Source organism: Acinetobacter sp. UBA3106 (assembly GCA_002365595.1).
Lineage (GTDB): Bacteria > Pseudomonadota > Gammaproteobacteria > Pseudomonadales > Moraxellaceae > Acinetobacter.
Genome location: DFAM01000023.1, coordinates 127772 through 145800, shown reverse-complemented (window position 1 = coordinate 145800; position 18029 = coordinate 127772). Strand labels below are relative to the sequence as shown.

Annotated in this window: 15 protein-coding genes and 4 tRNA genes; 4 read left to right on the top strand and 15 right to left on the bottom strand. The window is 42.5% G+C overall.

The features are described from left to right. Nucleotides 1-570: 570 nt before the first annotated feature. From B4C48_RS13110 to secA, 8 genes are all read right to left on the bottom strand, one after another. Nucleotides 571-647 (bottom strand) — tRNA-Pro (locus B4C48_RS13110). Nucleotides 648-650: 3 nt separating this feature from the next. Beyond that, nucleotides 651-726: transfer RNA gene (locus B4C48_RS13105), tRNA-His, on the bottom strand. Between the two features lie 39 nt (nucleotides 727-765). Further along, nucleotides 766-842 (bottom strand) — tRNA-Arg (locus B4C48_RS13100). A 44-nt stretch (nucleotides 843-886) separates the two neighbouring features. Continuing rightward, a tRNA-Pro gene (locus B4C48_RS13095) sits at nucleotides 887-963 on the bottom strand. A 153-nt stretch (nucleotides 964-1116) separates the two neighbouring features. After that, on the bottom strand, nucleotides 1117-2184 hold the full coding sequence (gene nadA, locus B4C48_RS13090; RefSeq protein ID WP_291357219.1) for a quinolinate synthase NadA: 1068 nt from the start codon (nucleotides 2182-2184) through the stop codon (nucleotides 1117-1119). Nucleotides 2185-2333: 149 nt separating this feature from the next. Next, nucleotides 2334-3554, bottom strand: a complete 1221-nt coding sequence (gene argJ / locus B4C48_RS13085) for a bifunctional glutamate N-acetyltransferase/amino-acid acetyltransferase ArgJ (protein WP_291357217.1) — start codon at nucleotides 3552-3554, stop codon at nucleotides 2334-2336. Between the two features lie 158 nt (nucleotides 3555-3712). Continuing rightward, nucleotides 3713-4039 carry a hypothetical protein gene (locus B4C48_RS13080; RefSeq protein ID WP_291357215.1) on the bottom strand — a complete coding sequence of 109 codons (327 nt, stop codon included), beginning with the start codon at nucleotides 4037-4039 and terminating at the stop codon, nucleotides 3713-3715. A 180-nt stretch (nucleotides 4040-4219) separates the two neighbouring features. Then, nucleotides 4220-6952: a preprotein translocase subunit SecA gene (gene secA, locus B4C48_RS13075; RefSeq protein WP_291357213.1), complete on the bottom strand. Its 2733-nt coding sequence runs from the start codon at nucleotides 6950-6952 to the stop codon at nucleotides 4220-4222. 340 nt (nucleotides 6953-7292) lie between these two features. Between secA and B4C48_RS13070 the strand changes: the two genes are divergently transcribed. The 3 genes from B4C48_RS13070 (at nucleotide 7293) to B4C48_RS13060 (ending at nucleotide 9710) form a co-directional block, all read left to right on the top strand. Beyond that, nucleotides 7293-7934, top strand: coding sequence for a peroxiredoxin (locus B4C48_RS13070; RefSeq protein ID WP_291357211.1), 642 nt, complete (start codon nucleotides 7293-7295; stop codon nucleotides 7932-7934). Nucleotides 7935-8316: 382 nt separating this feature from the next. Further along, nucleotides 8317-9132 carry an MBL fold metallo-hydrolase gene (locus tag B4C48_RS13065; RefSeq protein ID WP_291357209.1) on the top strand — a complete coding sequence of 272 codons (816 nt, stop codon included), beginning with the start codon at nucleotides 8317-8319 and terminating at the stop codon, nucleotides 9130-9132. Then, nucleotides 9129-9710 (top strand): dual specificity protein phosphatase family protein, encoded by a 582-nt coding sequence (locus B4C48_RS13060; protein WP_291357208.1) that lies wholly within the window; start codon nucleotides 9129-9131, stop codon nucleotides 9708-9710. Before B4C48_RS13065 ends, B4C48_RS13060 begins: the two co-directional genes overlap by 4 nt. An 18-nt stretch (nucleotides 9711-9728) precedes the next feature. On the opposite strand, the gene B4C48_RS13055 is transcribed toward B4C48_RS13060, so the two are convergent. The 5 genes from B4C48_RS13055 to B4C48_RS13035 all read right to left on the bottom strand — a co-directional run bounded on the left by B4C48_RS13055 (nucleotide 9729) and on the right by B4C48_RS13035 (nucleotide 15212). Further along, nucleotides 9729-10760, bottom strand: a complete 1032-nt coding sequence (locus B4C48_RS13055; RefSeq protein WP_291357206.1) for an SPOR domain-containing protein — start codon at nucleotides 10758-10760, stop codon at nucleotides 9729-9731. After that, the gene (folC, locus tag B4C48_RS13050) at nucleotides 10757-12040 is read right to left on the bottom strand and encodes a bifunctional tetrahydrofolate synthase/dihydrofolate synthase (protein ID WP_291357204.1); all 1284 of its coding nucleotides are present in this window, start codon (nucleotides 12038-12040) and stop codon (nucleotides 10757-10759) included. Before folC ends, B4C48_RS13055 begins: the two co-directional genes overlap by 4 nt. After that, the gene (gene accD / locus B4C48_RS13045) at nucleotides 12037-12933 is read right to left on the bottom strand and encodes an acetyl-CoA carboxylase, carboxyltransferase subunit beta (protein ID WP_291357202.1); all 897 of its coding nucleotides are present in this window, start codon (nucleotides 12931-12933) and stop codon (nucleotides 12037-12039) included. The genes folC and accD overlap by 4 nt, the downstream gene beginning before the upstream one ends. Further along, nucleotides 12930-13733, bottom strand: coding sequence for a tryptophan synthase subunit alpha (trpA, locus tag B4C48_RS13040; protein WP_291357200.1), 804 nt, complete (start codon nucleotides 13731-13733; stop codon nucleotides 12930-12932). Before trpA ends, accD begins: the two co-directional genes overlap by 4 nt. 441 nt (nucleotides 13734-14174) lie before the next feature. Beyond that, nucleotides 14175-15212, bottom strand: a complete 1038-nt coding sequence (locus B4C48_RS13035; RefSeq protein WP_291357198.1) for an AraC family transcriptional regulator — start codon at nucleotides 15210-15212, stop codon at nucleotides 14175-14177. A 136-nt stretch (nucleotides 15213-15348) separates the two neighbouring features. On the opposite strand from B4C48_RS13035, the gene B4C48_RS13030 reads away from it, so the two are divergent. Beyond that, on the top strand, nucleotides 15349-16227 hold the full coding sequence (locus B4C48_RS13030; RefSeq protein WP_291357196.1) for a metal-dependent hydrolase: 879 nt from the start codon (nucleotides 15349-15351) through the stop codon (nucleotides 16225-16227). A 58-nt stretch (nucleotides 16228-16285) separates the two neighbouring features. Here B4C48_RS13030 and B4C48_RS13025 read toward each other — a convergent pair whose 3' ends face one another. Continuing rightward, nucleotides 16286-17278: a DUF2804 domain-containing protein gene (locus B4C48_RS13025; RefSeq protein WP_291357194.1), complete on the bottom strand. Its 993-nt coding sequence runs from the start codon at nucleotides 17276-17278 to the stop codon at nucleotides 16286-16288. A 173-nt stretch (nucleotides 17279-17451) separates the two neighbouring features. Continuing rightward, nucleotides 17452-17970 carry a DUF1543 domain-containing protein gene (locus B4C48_RS13020; protein ID WP_291357192.1) on the bottom strand — a complete coding sequence of 173 codons (519 nt, stop codon included), beginning with the start codon at nucleotides 17968-17970 and terminating at the stop codon, nucleotides 17452-17454. Between the last annotated feature and the right edge of the window lie 59 nt (nucleotides 17971-18029).

Here is an 18029-nt window from a genome sequence, read left to right as displayed (position 1 = left end):
CACGTGTTTTTTATTATTTTTAAGTATGAATTAACAACAATCTCAATTTAAAACTCATCATCAGGTCAAATAAAACTTTCATTCCTATCTATTCATTAATGGTTTTAGCCTCTTTTACTTTTTATTTTCCTACGAGAAATATCTTATAATTCTTAAATCACCTATCACCGCTAAAGACTTTTTAAGTAAATTAACAATCAGACAGAATAAAGAATTGCTAGAGATCTAGATAAAGGAACAAAATCTCCCTTTTTATACCTGCAGCAAAATTAGAGTAGAAAATATTTAAAATATTGAATTTGTATTTCATGCTATTGAGTACAGATTTCCCCTTAGCTCATTTCAACAAACTTAATACTGCAAAGGCTTAATATTTTTCAGACTATATGGAATATGGAATATGGAATATGGAATATGGAATATGGAATATGGAATATGGAATATGGAATATGGAATATGGAATATGGAATATGGAATATGGAATATGGAATATGGAATGTTATTATTAAATTTCAGGCATAAAAAAACCGCATTTAAGCGGATCATTTATTTTTAAGTTTAAACTTAAAATGGTCGGAGCAGTAGGATTCGAACCTACGACCCTCTGGTCCCAAACCAGATGCGCTACCAAGCTGCGCCATACTCCGAATTGGGGTGAATGATGGGATTCGAACCCACGACAACCGGAATCACAATCCGGGGCTCTACCAACTGAGCTACATCCACCGTTACAACATTTTGGCTCTATAATACCAGACTACCAAATGGCGCGCCTGACAGGATTCGAACCTGTGACCATCCGCTTAGAAGGCGGATGCTCTATCCAACTGAGCTACAGGCGCATGACCGATGATAAAAATATCATGCGATACTCGCCTTGAAGAATTGGTCGGAGCAGTAGGATTCGAACCTACGACCCTCTGGTCCCAAACCAGATGCGCTACCAAGCTGCGCCATACTCCGATTCATCTCAGCTTTTAGTGTATCGCACATCGTGCGGTACGGGGTGCATTTTAGGCGTGACGCCTAGAGACGTCAACACCTATATTCAAAAAAACTCAAAAAATCACTTCAACCGCTTATTTATCAAGCATTTTAGGTATTTTTTAATCAAAATTAACGTTTTAGGTTGGCACTAAAGCTTAACATGCGATCAAGGGGTAATTTAGCCCGCTCCGCAAGCGCCGGATCAACGTGTATTTCTTGATCACCCTTTTGTAAAACCTCTAGAATTCCATCTAATTCATTCATTGCCATCCACGGACAATGGGCACATGAGCGACAAGTTGCCCCCTCACCTGCAGTTGGAGCCTCAATCAGAATCTTGTTTGGCACGGCTTGTTGCATCTTGTAAAAAATGCCGCGGTCGGTTGCCACAATTAAACGTTCATTCGGAAGAGTCTGTGCTGCTTTAATCAGTTGTGAGGTACTTCCTACTGCATCGGCAATATCTACCACAGATTCTGGGGATTCAGGATGAACCAAAACAGCTGCATCTGGATAAAGCGCTTTCATATTGGCGATACCGCGTGCACGGAATTCTTCATGCACAATACAGGCGCCATCCCAAAGCAGCATGTCTGCACCAGTTTTTTTCTGGATATAACGTCCCAAATGCTGATCGGGTGCCCAAATAATTTTTTCACCCAAGCTATCTAGATGTTCAATAATCTCAACTGCGCAGCTTGATGTCACCACCCAGTCCGCACGTGCTTTTACTGCAGCTGAGGTATTAGCATAGACAACCACGGTATGATCAGGATGCGCATCACAGAATGCAGTAAACTCATCGACCGGGCAGCCTAAATCCAGTGAACAAGTCGCTTCCAGAGTAGGCATCAGCACGGTTTTTTCAGGAGAAAGAATTTTCGCTGTTTCTCCCATGAATTTCACCCCAGCAACCACCAAGGTTGATGCAGGATGGTCACGGCCAAAACGCGCCATTTCTAAGGAATCAGAAACACAACCGCCAGACAGTTCAGCAATCTCTTGCACTTCAGGATCGCAATAGTAGTGAGCGACAAGGACAGCATCGCGTTTTTTGAGTTCTGCCAGAATTTGCGCAAACTTTTCCTGTTTGACCTCATCACTCAAATGAACATCTTTAGGCTCACCTAAACGATCTAAATGCGCCTGCACAATCGATTTAGCTTCATTGGCAATTAAATTGGTCGCATCATTCATAAACGTCTTCTCTATCCTTAGTGCTTGTTATTACAAGCCGTACACTCAACTCACTGATCAGAATGGCATTATGCTTTTTTTGACCAGTCATTAAAAACTTTGCATTTTAAAAAAGCCTCACTATGGAGGCTTTTTTTATTCAACTTAACTTAAGAACGGTAATCTGCATTGATCTTGACATAGTCATAAGAAAGATCACAGGTATACACGGTATCTCTTGCCTGTCCTCGGCCTAAATCGACACGAATGGTCATTTCAGCTTGTGACATCACACGTGCACCCGCTTCTTCAGTATAGTCTGCTGCAGCACCACCATCTTTACAGATTTGTACATCATCTAACCAAACCTGGATTTTTTCAACATCTAAATTTTTTACCCCAGCATAACCAATTGCTGCAAGGATACGTCCCCAGTTTGGATCGGAGGCAAAAATTGCAGTTTTAACTAAAGGTGAATGAGCAATACTATAAGCAATATCACAACATTCCTGAGTATCCGCACCACCTTCAACCGCAACGGTAATAAATTTGGTTGCACCCTCACCATCCCGTACAATCAGCTGCGCCAAACGTTTCATCACTCGGGTCAAAACATCCAGAACTACCGCATAACGTGCATCATCAGTTGAGCTGATTTCAGCACCGCCTGCCTGACCGGTCGCCACAAAAATACATGAGTCATTGGTTGAGGTATCACCATCCACGGTAATACGGTTAAAAGAAACATTCACCGTGGTTTTTAATAGTTGCTGTACCAGTTCACGGCTAATTGGAGCATCTGTAGCGACATAACTCAGCATGGTTGCCATATTCGGACGAATCATGCCGGCACCTTTTGAAATGCCAGTCATAGTGTAAGTTACGCCATTCAGCTCAAATTGCTCTGAGGCACCTTTAGGTAAGGTATCTGTGGTCATAATGCCAGTCGCTGCATCCAACCAGGCATCTTCTTTCAGGCTATTTAATGCAGGCTGCAAGCCATTTATCAAGCGTTCAATAGGCAACTGTTCGCCAATCACGCCGGTAGAAAAAGGTAAAATCTCGTTTGCAGATACACCTGCAAGTTCTGCCAGTTTTGCACAAGTTGCCTCCGCATTAGCCATACCGGTTTTTCCGGTACCTGCATTGGCATTACCGGTATTAATGACTAAATAACGTGGATTACCGACTTGAAGATGTGCCTTGCAGACATGTACAGGTGCAGCACAAAATGCATTTTGGGTAAATACACCAGCAACATTTGAACCTTCAGCAAATTCAAAAATAACGAGGTCACGTCGGTTCTGATAGCGCACATATGCTTCAGCTGAACCAATTTTTACACCTTTAACCACATGCATCTGTGGCATTGCTACGTCGCCCACCGCCATTTTTAAACTTCCAAATAAGTGCGTGATAAAGAAGACAGCTTAGTAGAAATTTAGCAAAAAATCGAGCGGAACGCCGGGTTTGATTTATTTTTTATTAGATGAATATTTTCAGGCACAAAAAAACCAGTCCGTAGACTGGCTTAAATCACAATATCGCTTTAATTAGAGGCTAACTGACCAGCTTCTGATAATAATGCCTGTTTAGCTTTTTCCTGACTGGCCGCAGATAAAGCCGGATTTGAAGCGACAATGCGGTTCGCATTTGCTGCATTTGCAGGCGTAATCGCTGTAGTTTTCAAGATCACTTGACGTTGCTGTGGATTAGCAAAGGTATAACGAATTCCGGTACGAGGACTCATCACCGTAATATTATCATCTTTCACTACCGCACCATTCGCTGCTGTGGTTTTCGATGGTTCATTGGCAAAAGCCAAACCTGGAATAGCTAAAGCTAAAATCATCAATGGTTGTAATACTTTTTTCATTGTCTTTTCCGCTTCTCAATGTTCATCACTATGCACTAAATAGCATTTAATGCAGCGCTCTGCAAACATATTCACATCTTGCAAAAATAAACCTTATATTTTGCTGCAATAAAAAACCACTTTATATATCCACATCCGGAAGGAAATAAATATATAAAGTGGCGAAATGCTTAGATAAAATTAAATCTTACCGTGACATTGCTTGTATTTCAGACCCGAACCGCATGGACAAGGTGCATTACGGCTTGCAGGTGGGGCAAATGTTTGCTCTGCTGGACTATAACCCGGCTCTACTTCTAGAGTTTCAGCAGAAGTAAAGTCACCCGCTAACAAATTATCAAATTCTGCATGTGTAAGATTCAATTGCATGGCTTCAGCTTGAGCCTGTTTTTGCGCTTCCATTTCAGCCAGTTCTTCAGCAGTAGGCACATGAACACGCGAAAGGTCTGTAATCACATCTGACTTAATCACAGCCAGCATATTGACGAACAGATTAAAGGCTTCTTTCTTGTATTCCTGTTCAGGATTCTTTTGTGCATAACCACGCAAGTGAATACCCTGACGCAAGTAATCCATAGCCGCCAAATGTTCCTTCCAGTGACGATCTAAAGCACTGAGCATAAAATGACGTTCCAGCATGGCTGCTGACTCATCACCCATTTGTGCACGACGTTCACGATAGCGGTTCACGATTTCATCAGAAATACGTTCTACCAAAGCCTCTTCATCTAAACGGCGATCTTCTTCCAGCCATTGATTCACCGGTAAATCAATGCCCAAATCTTCACGGAGTGCACGTTCCAGACCATCAATATCCCATTGATCATGAATTGATTCAGGTGGAATATAATTTGCAATTACGCCTTTGATCACTTCATGATGCATTTCTTCAATGTAATCTTGTAGCGTACTTTCAGCGAGCACTTCATCACGTTGTGAATAAATAATCTTACGTTGTTCATTATTCACATCATCGTATTTCAACAGGTTCTTACGAATGTCGAAGTTGCGTGCTTCTACTTTACGTTGGGCATTTTCAATGGAACGCGACACCATTTTGTGTTCAATGGCTTCATCTTCCTGCAAGCCCATGGCACGCATCATAGCTACAACGCGGTCACCTGCGAAAATACGCATCAGGTCATCTTCAAGCGACAGGTAGAAACGTGAAACACCCGGATCGCCCTGACGACCGGCACGACCGCGCAACTGGTTATCGATACGGCGCGATTCATGACGCTCTGAACCGATAATGTGCAAGCCACCTGAGGCCAATACCGCCTCATGGTTCTCTTCCCATTCTGCTTTGAGGCGTGCTTCATCTTCAGGGGTTGGGTTTTCAATTTTGGCAAGTTTGGCTTTCCAGTTACCACCGAGCAAAATATCAGTACCACGACCTGCCATGTTTGTAGCAATCGTTACTGCGCGCGGCGCGCCCGCTTGAGCAATAATGTCCGCTTCGCGTTCATGTTGCTTGGCATTTAAAACTTCATGGGCAATACCGGCTTCTTTCAATTTATCTGAAAGAATTTCCGAAGCTTCGATGGTAGCAGTACCAATCAGAATTGGTGCAACGCCTGCTTCATGAATATTTTGAATTTCTTGAATAATTGCGTTGTATTTACCATTACGGTTCAAATAAATTAAATCGTTTTGGTCATTACGAATCATTGGACGGTGGGTTGGAATCAGCACCACATCCAGACCATAAATTTCTTTCATTTCCGCAGCTTCAGTGTCGGCAGTACCGGTCATACCTGAAAGCTTTTTGTAAAGACGGAAATAGTTCTGGAAAGTTGTGGTTGCCAAAGTCTGATTTTCAGGTTGAATTTCCAAACCTTCTTTCGCTTCAACTGCCTGATGCAAACCTTCAGACCAACGACGGCCCGGCATGGTACGACCAGTGTTTTCATCCACAATAATCACTTCACCATCATGAATGATGTAGTGCACGTTGCGTAGATAAAGGAAGTGCGCACGAATGGCTGCCGCAACATGATGAACCAGGTTCAGGTTAGAAGGTGAATACAAGCTTTCGCCTTCAGCCAGCAAACCCATCTGAATCAACTGGTCTTCTACGGCTTCATAACCGACTTCAGTCATTTCAACCTGACGCTGTTTTTCATCAATCCAGAAATGACCGCCATCCGGAACTTTTTCTTCTTTTTGCGGATGAAGTTTTGGCGGAATACTGTTGATTGCAGCATAAAGCTGTGATGAGTCATCACTTTGACCCGAAATAATCAACGGTGTACGCGCTTCATCAATTAGGATCGAATCGACCTCATCGATAATGGCATAAGTCAGGCCACGTTGTTTCTTCTCGGCCAGAGAGAACACCATGTTGTCACGAAGATAGTCGAAACCGAATTCGTTGTTGGTACCGTAAGTAATATCGGCGCGATAAGCTTCAGCTTTTTCTGTTGGATCTTGCATGGAATAAATGATGCCAATGCTCAGACCCAGGAATTCGAATAAGGGACGGTTTAACTCGGCATCACGCTGTGCCAAATAGTCATTCACAGTGATGACATGTACGCCTTGTCCGCTAATGGCATTTAGATAACAGGCCAAGGTACCCATCAGGGTTTTACCTTCACCGGTACGCATTTCTGCAATTTTACCTTCGTGAAGGGTAATACCACCAATCAACTGGACGTCGTAATGGCGCATCCCCATGATTCGCTTAGCCGCTTCACGACAAACAGCAAATGCTTCAGGCAATAATTTATCCAGGCTTTCGCCTTTGTTATATCGTTGTTTGAATTCTTCAGTTTTTGCAGATAAGTCTGCATCGCTTAGTGCAGATATCGTCGGCTCGAGCGCATTAATCTTATCTACGATTTTACGCATGCGTTTGAGTTCGCGCTCATTTTTAGTACCGAAGATGCCTCCGATCAGACTTGCCAACATGAATAGACTCTCTAAATCTTGCTTGTCGAATGAATAAATTTTTTCTCAGTCGTTATTATGGTGCTAGAAATTTGAAGTACAAGGGTTTTGCACAAAACCAATAAAAAAATTCTGATCACCTGTTCTAGCACGTGACAGCTAAGGGCAAACAATGTAACAAATTTTAAACAGCCAATATAGTCATAATCATAACCATTCATAAGGTTTTTACAATTGAAGCTATCGTTTTATATTCCCTATCTTCATAAAGAAATACAAAAACGCTATTTTCATTGCAAAAAAAAATGCGCCATATTAAGTCTCATCAAGGTTTATAACAAATAATTTGAGGTAATAGAAAATGACATTACGTTTAGGCGATACCGCACCGAATTTTGTGCAGGACTCAAGCGAAGGCACGATTAATTTTTACGACTTTTTGGGTGACAGCTGGGGGATTTTATTTTCCCATCCTGCTGACTACACACCGGTATGTACCACTGAGCTCGGCTATACCGCAAAACTGAAAGATGAATTTGAAAAACGTGGTGTCAAAGCCATTGCCCTGTCGGTTGATGATGTTGAATCCCATAAGGGCTGGATTAAGGATATTAATGAAACCCAAAACACTTCGGTGAATTTCCCGATCATTGCCGATCAAGACCGTAAAGTATCTACCCTTTATGATTTTATTCACCCGAATGCCAGTGAAACCCTGACTGTTCGTTCTTTGGTGATTATTGATCCGAACAAAAAAGTACGTTTGATTATTACCTACCCGGCATCTACAGGCCGTAACTTCAATGAAATTTTACGTGTGGTTGATTCACTGCAACTGACCGACAACCATAAAGTGGCAACACCGGCCAACTGGCAGCAAGGTGAAGACGTGGTGATTGTGCCTTCTCTTAAAGATGAAGACGAAATCAAACAACGCTTCCCTAAAGGCTATAAAGCTGTAACACCATACTTGCGCCTTACTCCACAGCCTGAGACAAAATAAGACACTGTCTTATTTTGTCGCAAGACAAGCGAAGCGCATAGTTTCGGATAAAGAACCGCTGCTTTAGTTTTTCGCAAGACAAACGAAGTGCGTAGTATCAGAAGTTGTGCTTTTATTTTTGTGCAAGACAAACGAAGTGCGTAGTTTCTTTTAAAAAGAGCACTGTGCCCTGAGGAATATATGCCGCAAAAAAAATCTGAAGCTATGCTTTAAGTATGCGGCAAATACAGGATTAAAATGACGAGCCAAATCCTGATTTCGCTTAAGCCTGTCTGATGACAGGCTTTTTTTATTCTGCTCAGAAATTAACTTACAAAATCAAGTTGCTGTTTATTTCACAGTCAGTTTATAAATACGCCTAGTCATCTTAAGAATAACTATTGTGATCTATAATATTCATCATTTGCACTGTGGCACCATGTGCCCGGTTTGTGGCCCACTGTTTGGACAAAAAGGCTTACATGCCAAAGTGGTTTGTCATTGCCTACTGCTTGAAACCGATCAAGGCTTAGTATTGGTGGATACCGGTTTAGGTTTACAGGATTATCTACACACCAAAGCACGTTTAGGCAATCTGGTCTCACGGCTAGGGCGCATTGAAAACAATTTAGAGTTGACCGCCACTGCACAGATTCAACACTTAGGTTTTCGTCCTCAAGATGTGAGGCATATTCTAGTTTCACATCTGGATTTCGATCATGCTGGTGGTATTTCAGACTTTCCGCATGCCACTGTTCATGTACTATCCAGTGAGTACAATGCCACACAAAACTTTTTTTCACTGAAAAATAAAGCCCGTTATAAAACCCAGCAATTCAAGCAGCATCGCCACTGGAACTTTATAGAACCGGCTCAGGGTGAAGCCTGGTTTAACTTGCATCAAGTGCAAGGATTTCGCTTATTTCAGGATGAAATTTTAATGATTCCACTTTTGGGTCATAGCCAAGGTCATTCTGGAATTGCGATTAAACAAAAAGAAGGCTGGTTATTCTTCTGTGGAGATGCCTACTATTCCCACCTGCAACTTGACCCTGAAAATAAGCTGCGAACTCTGGATAAACTGGAACGCTTCTTTGCTGAAAATAATCAGATGCGCGTAGACAACTTGCATAAAATTCAACAGCTCGCACAAACTACAAAGAATATCGACATTATTTGTGCTCACGATCCTGTAGAACTGGAGCGTTATCTCGCATGATCAAAAGAACTGCTTTGGCTCTAGTACTGAGCTGCTCAAGTTTAATGGGATGTATGACCGCACCTGCATTTACAGCGGAACAACGTCCTCAAAATTGGGCCAAATCACTTCATCCAAGCCATAATTTTTATCAAATTAGTCCACAGATATTTCGCAGTGAACAGCCGAACGCCGAACTGATTCCACTGTTAAAAGCCCATGATATTGATGTCGTCATTAATTTAAGATCAAGAAATAAAGACCTGACTATCCTACCCTCCACAGATTTTAAACTGGTTCATGTGCCGATTCACACTTGGGCAATGTCGCGTGAAGATTTATTACAGGTGATGCGACAGATTCAGCAAGCCAAAGTACTCCATCAGAAAGTACTGATTCATTGTTATCACGGCTCAGACCGTACCGGTGCAAGTATTGCCATGTACCGGATTATTTTTGAAAACTGGACCATTTCAGATGCGTTGAATGAAATGAAATATGGCGGCTACGGTTTTCATCCAATCTGGATTCACATTGAAAAAATATTCAGTCCCGAAAATGTAAAATGGATTCAACAGCAACTGTTGAATCCATCTTGAAGGGAATTAAATTAAACTTTAGCGCTTATCGAGCGGCACCCAATCAATCACCCATGCCGACTTCATTCCCAGGCTTGTATCAGCCGTAATTTTTTTACGGGTCGCATCAGCCACATCACGATCTTTAGACGGACCAACCATAATTCGAACCCCTTTCGATGTTGGGCTCTTGGTGACTTTATAGCCTTTGGCACGCAGCTTGGATGCCAGTGCATCTGCATTGGCTTCATTGGCAGCCAATGCCACCTGAACCATCCACTGTTTATCACCATTTTCTAGCAAATCACGCGCTTTTTCAGCTTCTGCCTTTTTCTTGGCTTCCGCTTTTTTCTTCGCTACTAGTTCTTGCTCTGCTTGTTCTTTTTTCTTGGCTTCCAGCGCCTTTTTAGCAGCCAACTGTTTTTCGGCTTCAGCTGCTTTGCGTTTTACTTCAGCCTCATGTTTGGCTTTTTCATCAGCTGCTTTTTTCGCTGCTGCCTGCTTTGCAGCCAATTGCTGTTCAGCTTCAGCTTGGGCCTTACGTTTATTTTCAGCTATTTTTTTCTCAGCATCAGTTCGCTGTTGTTGAGCTGTCTGCTGTTGTTGCTTTTTTGCCGCGAGCAACTGCTCATCAGCCAGACGTTTCTGCTTGGCTTTTTCATCTTCCACCAGTTCAGGAGGAATATTGTCTGAACTCTGCTGCGCTCCACTACGACGCGCATTTAAAGCCGCATATTCTTCAGCCGCTTTACGTGCCGCTTCTGCTTCAGCCTGTTGCTGCATTGCTAAAAATTCGGCTGCACGTGCTTCCTGTTCCGCAACCGCTTTTTCACGTGCCCGACGTTGTTCTTCAAGTAAACGTTTTTCGGTTTCCACATCCACCGTTAAAGGTCGCAGTTGAACCATTCCACCATCTGCCGCCGGATTTTTTTGCTCCACTTGAGCGGCTAAATCCGGGGTTTTGAGTTCGTTCTGATATATTTCTTCTTTACCTTTGAGAAGTAATGCTGCCAATAAAACACCACCACCTAATAAAACAACGCCTCCCATCCAGCGTTGTTTGCTATTCATTGACATTCTTCCAAATACTCCCATACCGCTTCTAAGGTATGAAATGAACCACATACCAAGATCAGCTGATTATTTTTTGTTTCATTTAGCGCTGATTTAAAAGCCAATTGAACACTATTGAAGTGTTGTACTGTTTCGCCCTTTAACGCTTCATCCAGCTGTTCGACTGCAGCTGCTCGCGGAACGGTTAACGGTGCGATTTTCCATGTTAAAACAGTATCTTTCAATAAATCTACGACAGAATTGATATCTTTATCCGCCAACATAGAAAAAACACTGATCACTTCTGTGTACTGTTTATTGTATTCTAAAAATTTTCGCAACTGATTTAACAAAAATTCTACGCCATGTGGATTGTGTCCGGCATCGAAAATCACGGTTTTATCTTGAATATGACGTATTTCAAAGCGGCCTGGCAATTTTGCATTTTGAATGCCTTGCGCAATGGCAGCTTGAGTCACTTTTAGACCACTCAGCAAAATCGCGGCAACAGCTGTAGAGATATTTTCCAGTGCCAAAGCACCGAGCGGAAGTTTTAAGGTACTGCCTGATGAGGCAAACATCCAGGACTGACCATCTTCGCTATATTGATAAAAATAATCACGGTTGACCGCAAACAGTTTCGCCTGAGATTCATCAACCTTGTTTTGAATGGCTTGAGGAAGTTGCTGCAAACCACCAAAAATCACAGGAATATTCGGACGAATAATTCCGGCTTTTTCATAGGCAATTTTTTCAATCGTGTCACCGAGCCAGTCGGTATGATCGAGACCAATGTTGGTAATCACCGCGACATCAGGATCGATCACATTGACGACATCCAGACGGCCACCGAGACCGACTTCCAATACCCAGACATCACATTGTTTAGCATTGAAAATGACAAAAGCCGCCAATGTGGTGGCTTCAAAAAAAGACAGGGTAAGATCACAGTCACGCCGTGCCTGGTCCACTTGCACAAATGCATCCACCAAGGTTTGATCATCCACTTCAATCCCGGCCAGTTTCACCCGCTCATTAAAACGGTAAATATGCGGTGATTGATATAATCCCACTTGATAGCCCTGCGCATTTAAAATGGCAGCCAAAGTGGTGGTGGTTGAGCCTTTACCGTTGGTTCCCGCTACTGTTAGGACTTTAGCCTGAGGACGCGTCACTCCCAGCTTTTCAGCCACTGGAATAACCCGTTCCAGACCTAAATCAATACCCGTAACGTGAACATGGCTCCAATAATCGAGCCATGTGTTTAAAGAGTCTGTTGCAAGTGGTGCTGTGTTCAAGACAAATTCATCAGTTTCGCTACAATACGATATACAGTATCACGTAATGCGTGACGGTGAACAATTTGATCGATTACACCATGATCAAGCAAATATTCTGCACGCTGGAACGGTTCTTCCAGTTTTTCACGTACCGTTTGCTCAATCACACGTTTGCCCGCGAAACCGATCATGGCTTTAGGTTCGGCAATATGCACATCACCGAGCATTGCCAGTGAAGCGGTTACACCACCATAAACCGGATGAGTAAGTACCACTAAATACGGTAAACCTGCATCTTTCATGCGTTGAATCGCTGCTGAAGTACGCGCCATCTGCATCAATGACAACATGCCTTCCTGCATACGTGCACCACCTGAAGCTGCGAAACAGATTAAAGGCTGTTTGGCTTTAATGGCACGTTCAGCCGCTTGCACAAAACGGTCACCGACCACAGTACCCATTGAACCGCCCATAAAGTCGAATTCAAATGCACATGCGATTAAAGGAATGCCTTTCAGTAAACCTTGCATCACCACTAAGGCTTCAGTTTCCCCGGTTTTCTTTTGTGCTTCAGACATACGGTCTGGATATGCCTTGCTGTCGACAAATTTGAGTGGGTCTTTGGCCACAAATTCCTGACCCAGTTCATTTTGAACCTGATCAAAGAACCAGTTTAAGCGATCGCGTGCTTTCATACGCAAATGTTCATCACATTGTGGGCAAACATAGGCGTTAAATGACATCGCGGTACGTGTAACCAGTGCGTGACATTCAGGACACTCAATCGTAGGCTCGGTAAATGTTGCTTTGAGTGAGGTTTGCTCATCGGGCGTGTGAATACCCGGAACATGACGTTCCGTCCACGGCGTCGCTGGGCTAAGAATTTTTCCTGATTTCACTTCTTGATTCATACTAACTCATCGAGCGCAGCTCGAAGCTCCTTGACTTTATTGACCGTTTCAACAACGGCTTGTTCTGGCGCTAGGTTCGCAAACTGTTTTACAAATGCACTACCAACAATCACAGCATCAGCCGCTACACCCATGGCTTTTGCCGAGGCAGCATCGCTGATCCCAAAACCGACACCCACAGGAACGTCAGTCACAGCTTTAATTTTCTGGATACGGGCTGCCGCTTCAGCAACATCTAAAGTTGCAGCACCGGTTACCCCTTTCAAGGATACATAGTAGATAAAGCCACTGGCCTGATTTGCCACATGCTGAATACGCTCATCAGTCGAGGTTGGTGCAAGCAGGAAAATTTGATCCATGTCGAATTTTTTCAACACGTCATCTAAATTTTTGGCTTCTTCAGGCGGTAAATCTACTAGAAGTACCCCATCTACACCGCATTCATTGGCATAAGATACAAACTTTTCATAACCGATCACTTCAACAGGGTTTAAATACCCCATCAAAACCACCGGTGTTTCTGTATCTTTTTGGCGGAACTCTTTCACCATGTTCAAAGCATCTAAGGTATTGGTACCACCAGCCAATGCGCGTTCCGCTGCAAGGGCAATCACGGGGCCATCTGCCATAGGGTCTGAAAATGGAAGTCCAAGCTCAATCACATCTACCCCTGCCTCAACCATTTGGTGTAACAATGGAACGGTTACTTGTGGATGAGGGTCACCAGCCATTACATAAGAAACGAGCGCTTTACGCTGCTGAGATTTAAGCTGTCCAAAACGAGTGGCTAAACGTGACATAGGGTTGTACTTTCCTTGAATTATTAAAAAACTGAGGAGTTGGCTTTGTAGAAATACAAGACAACGCATTGTAACGCTATTTTTTACTCATTGAATAGGGCTTGAGCATTTCGCGCTACATTCAACTTACCATCTCATCTTTTCAGAACAATCCGAGAACACCATTTACTGATATTTACGATTTTTTCTCAATGATCAAAGATGCCTAATTTTGCTATGTAAAAAAATATCACTAATGAAGATAAACTTCTTCCTACTTATAAAAAATTTATAAAAATAAATAGCTTGTCTTTTAAAACTGAAATTTCATGAAATAGCAAAAACCTGCACTCTATGATGCAGGTTTTTTAATTTGAATTTTTCAGGGCTGCCGAATCCTAAGATGAAGTGTATGTCCACACTTGTATTGATTAAAAAAAATGGCAGGAATAAGGTATTTTTTTATAGTTCAGATTGGGCTTTCAGTTGCTGCTTTCGTTGTAATAAGGTTTGACCGCTATAGGCTTTATAAGCACGTGCCAATGCCGACTGATCTGAATACCCCAGGCGCATGGCAATATCAGTGAAGCTGGAATTCTGCTGCAATAACTGCTCACAGCGTTTCATCCGCTCTGCTTCCAATAATTTTTTAAATGAAGTGTTCTGCTCCTGCAGTTGGCGCTGCAACGTCCGTGTCGACAGGTGCAATTCATCTGCAATCTGATCAATTTTGGGCACTGTGGCATGCAGTCTTAAATATTCAGCCACTGCGGCATGGATTTGCTGTAATAGACTTTCATAACTTGGCTTGAGTGCAATGGCCTCCTCGGCCTGTTTCAGCAATAACTGCATTAATGACGGATCGGCCAATACCGATTTCAACGTCAAGCTATCTACACTCATGACATAGGCATAACGTGGCTGATCAAACAGCACCTCACAACCATAAAATTTTTGATAATGATATTGCGCCATTTGCGCTCGATGCGCCATCTGGATATTTAAAAATTTCGGTGGATCGGGAAAAATTTGCTTGGCCAAATGCACCATGGCCGCCATGGTCATTTCATTTAACAAGGCATATTTTTCATCTGAAAGTGGCCAGAACAGCCAGATTTCATTGCCCTGCTGATGCATCTGTATCGGAACCGCATCGGCACCATCGATCACCAGACGGCTGAAACGCATGATATATTGCAATGCTTCAGCCACACTGTTACTTCGGGTGGCCATATAACCGAGTACGCCGAAATGTTCAGGACGAATGCGCTTGGCCATTTCAATAATCAGCTGCGGGCAATCCAGCTGCTCACGGGTTAATTGCAAAATGCTGTAAAAAAAAGAAAAAGGTGATTGGGTATCAATAGGCAATTGCAGCACCTGATCCAGATCGTCCCAATAAGGTGCTAAAAATTCAAGCGTGTGAAAGTCGAGCCCCTGCTCTATCAGATACATATTCCAGAGTTGAAAATAACCATTGGGTATTTGTAATTCTTGCATGATGATTCACTTATAATTTGACATGCGATATTTTCACCTTGGCGTAAAATGTATAAAAAATGGCAATAACTGTCAAAACAAATATGCAAAATCCCAACATACTACAGCTATCCAAGGCGATTCGAATAAAATAAATATGAATGCGATAGTCCATCATCAAGTCGAACCTGTGGTTCGTAGCAATCTGGATTTCAAACTGAATGAAGTACCTCGCTTCTGGTTCGGTGGCGACCCGTTTATTACCCGAATGTTTGATGCACTCAGCCTGACTTTTCCGGATGGTGAACGCTATTTTATTCAGTCTGTACGACTGTTCCGTGACCAGATTACCGACCCGGATTTAAAACAGCGTGTGGCAGATTTTATCCGTCAGGAAGCACAGCACGGCATTGCCCATGACAAAATGAATCAGGTCATGAAAGAACAAGGCATGCCGGTCGATCAGTTTATCCAGCGTTTAAATAAAATTTTTAAATTCGAACTGGAAAAACGCTCTCCACAATACAATATTGCCATGACCGCTGCCGCTGAACACTTGACGGCGTTAATGGCGGAAACCTTTTATAGCCAAAAAGAAACTTTGCGCGATGCTCATCCTTATGTACGCGCACTATTTGCCTGGCATGCGATTGAAGAAATGGAACATCGGGATGTGGCTTTTGACGTGATGAAACAGGTTGGTAATGTGCCTGAATCTACACGTAAATTCACCTTGGTGTGGACTACATTTTTAATGTTTGGCTTTACCATTTACCGCACCAACATGATGTTAGAACATGACGGATTTAGTCGATTGCAACGTTTGCAAATGAATATCAAAGGCTTACCGTGGTTTTTTGGTAAACGTGGCATCTTGACCCGAATGAATAAACAATACGGTGACTGGTTTAAAAAGGATTTTCATCCTAGCCAGCATCCAGTGATTGCCCAATATGATGTCTGGGTTAAAACTTTAGAAGAAACTGGCGATCCCATACAAGCGGGTGAAGCGTTTTGGCAAGCGGCAAAAGAATAGAAAAAAAGCCTGCATAATTTGCAGGCTTTTTTATTTTTGTAGATTGGTCACTTGGCGCTTACCACTTGGCATAGTGCTGCTCGAGCAAACCATATTCATTGAGCAAAATAATTTCCTGATCATCTTGCTGAATGGTGCCACTAATTTTGGCTTGCCATTGACTGAACTGACTGCCGACCAGTCTTAAATTCAGATTTTCAAAACGACGCCAACCCGTCTTTACATCCAGGTTTAACTTTTCATCTAGTGAGCGAATGGTCCAATGATCATCCCCCTGATGCTGAAATAAAACATCACTTACAGGATACAGCACGCCATTCACCCACAAGCAGTTTTCATTGCCAAAACTTTCATTCACGCCAGAAGCCAGGTTTAAGCCGATCCGGTTATTGTTTTGATCCCAAAAGTTACACGACAACCAGAACCATGCCGTCTCCGGACGTAGAAAACCACAGGTATCATCCAGTGAGGCAAAAGTCCTTTCATTAAACTGTATGGTTTCACGCTGTTTATTAATAAAAAAGCCTTCACAGGCCAAAGTCGTGAGTTTTTGAGTATAGGTCCAACCATTAATTCCCGTCGGGCTGCACATACTCAGCGGGTCTGTCCCGGCACAGAAAATTCGTGCACTGAGCCTGATTTCACCATATTTGGTCACATGGATGTAACGTACGCCGTTGGCATGCTGAATATCAATTTGAAAAGGTGACTTGGAAAAAAAACTCTGGTTATAAAGCGGCTGCTCATCTACCACGGTATTGCGCGATAAGAGGTTAATCGCATTCCATTCTAAAACTTCCTGATTTTGATGATTATAAATATAAAAAAAGCCATGCCCTGCCCATGCAATATCGGCAATTGCCAGGCCAATCGTGTAATGCTCATGCTGAATACAGCAAAATTTAAACTTTTTGTATTTTAATCGTTTGCGCCAACCGGTTAAGACCTTTCCATAAGGCGTCTTATACTGGTATTGATTCAAATCGATGGTTTTTGGGAGAGACTTAAAGCGGCCATAATTCGGTTGTCCATTTGATTGAATCAAATCCATTTATCAAATTCCATCTAGCCAAGAGATCATAAATTCTTACGCTTATTATGCCTATATAAATCCAAGTTAGAAGTATCGATCAGCAGATTTCATCGAATAAATACAAAAAATATATATTATTCCTTTTGATTTAATATTTTATAAATATAATTTATTAATCAAACACATATAAATCAGTCATGAGATAGCATCAAATACGTATTTTCCCAACGGTTGCCACTGAACTCGCCTTCAATCAGATGCACATAACGGCCATGTACCTGATCAATCGCAATACAATCGTCCACATCTAATACTCGGTCGGTATGCTGTTTTTTCCAATGTGAGGCAAAGTAAGCTTTACCACGTTGTTTTGCCAGCATCGCATTTTGCGCCACAACCAAAACATAGCGATGCAGCTCCCCAAACTCCCGGGCATCGTAGCCACCCAGATTAATTAAAAACAGCTTTTGTTCAGATGAGTTCGGCTGGGCATTACTAAATTGAATTTGATAATGTATGCCTTTAAATTCTACGCCATTGATTTGCGCCCAGGCATCAATGTGCAAGCCTTTTTGCTCGCCAAACCATGCAGTGTTAAGTTGAGGATAGGTCTCTTCTAATGAATCCCCCACGGCGAGTACCACATCATGGACTTCGGTATTGGCACGCGCATGACGGCCACCAAGCATGACGATAAATAAGCTGGGCATTTTATTTCCTTTCTTTTGAAGCATTTTTACAAAGAATCTGCGATTCACGGAAACGTCAT